Here is an 886-nt window from a genome sequence, read left to right as displayed (position 1 = left end):
GTTCGCCTCATTAACCTATGGATTCAGTTAATGATAGTGTGACGAGTCACACTGGGTTTCCCCATTCGGACATCGCCGGTTATAACGGTTCATATCACCTTACCGGCGCTTATCGCAGATTAGCACGTCCTTCATCGCCTCTGACTGCCAGGGCATCCACCGTGTACGCTTGGTCGCTTAACCTCACAACCCGAAGATGTCTTGTTCTGTCCGGTTTGTTGCGCGTTGTGAATACTGCGTTGTTCCGTACTCGCGATGCTCATGGACATCAAGTCCACTGCGCTCGCTGCGTGCGGTACGCCTTGTCTTCACTTCGCTCACTTCACCTTTTACAGGTCATCTTCATGATTGCGAAAATTTGAGAGACTCATGAACAATCGGAATTGTTCTTGTTTCAATTTTCAGCTTGATCCAGATTTTTAAAGAGCAAAACTTCGCAGTGAACCCTTGCAGGTACACTCTGAAGTATTTTTTCGTAATACACTCACGAGATGGTGGAGCTATGCGGGATCGAACCGCAGACCTCCTGCGTGCAAAGCAGGCGCTCTCCCAGCTGAGCTATAGCCCCATCGTGTAGTCAGAACCTCTCACCTTTGATTCGTTTCCGGGCGCGGCGTGGTGAAGCGAAGCATACTTAAAGTATGCGAGCTTTGCCACAACAAAGCACGGGAGCGAATCTGGTAGGCCTGAGTGGACTTGAACCACCGACCTCACCCTTATCAGGGGTGCGCTCTAACCACCTGAGCTACAAGCCTGTAGAGGTTTTACTGCTCGTTTTTCATCAGACAATCTGTGTGAGCACTGCAAAGTACGCTTCTTTCAGGTAAGGAGGTGATCCAACCGCAGGTTCCCCTACGGTTACCTTGTTACGACTTCACCCCAGTCA

The 886-nt window shown here is 50.1% G+C and carries 2 tRNA genes and 2 rRNA genes; all 4 read right to left on the bottom strand.

Annotated features, from left to right (window positions below):
- Positions 1 to 183: ribosomal RNA gene (locus AC3G3F_RS23825) — 23S ribosomal RNA — on the bottom strand; the annotation flags it as partial.
- Between the two features lie 309 nt (positions 184 to 492).
- Positions 493 to 568: transfer RNA gene (locus tag AC3G3F_RS23820), tRNA-Ala, on the bottom strand.
- A gap of 110 nt (positions 569 to 678) precedes the next feature.
- Positions 679 to 755, bottom strand: a tRNA-Ile gene (locus AC3G3F_RS23815).
- A gap of 69 nt (positions 756 to 824) precedes the next feature.
- Positions 825 to 886, bottom strand: a 16S ribosomal RNA gene (locus AC3G3F_RS23810); the annotation flags it as partial.

It is taken from the genome of Salmonella sp. FC25216 (assembly GCF_057751355.1).
The sequence above is the reverse complement of the archived record's forward strand: the minus strand, read 5'-3'. Positions and strand labels throughout refer to the sequence as shown.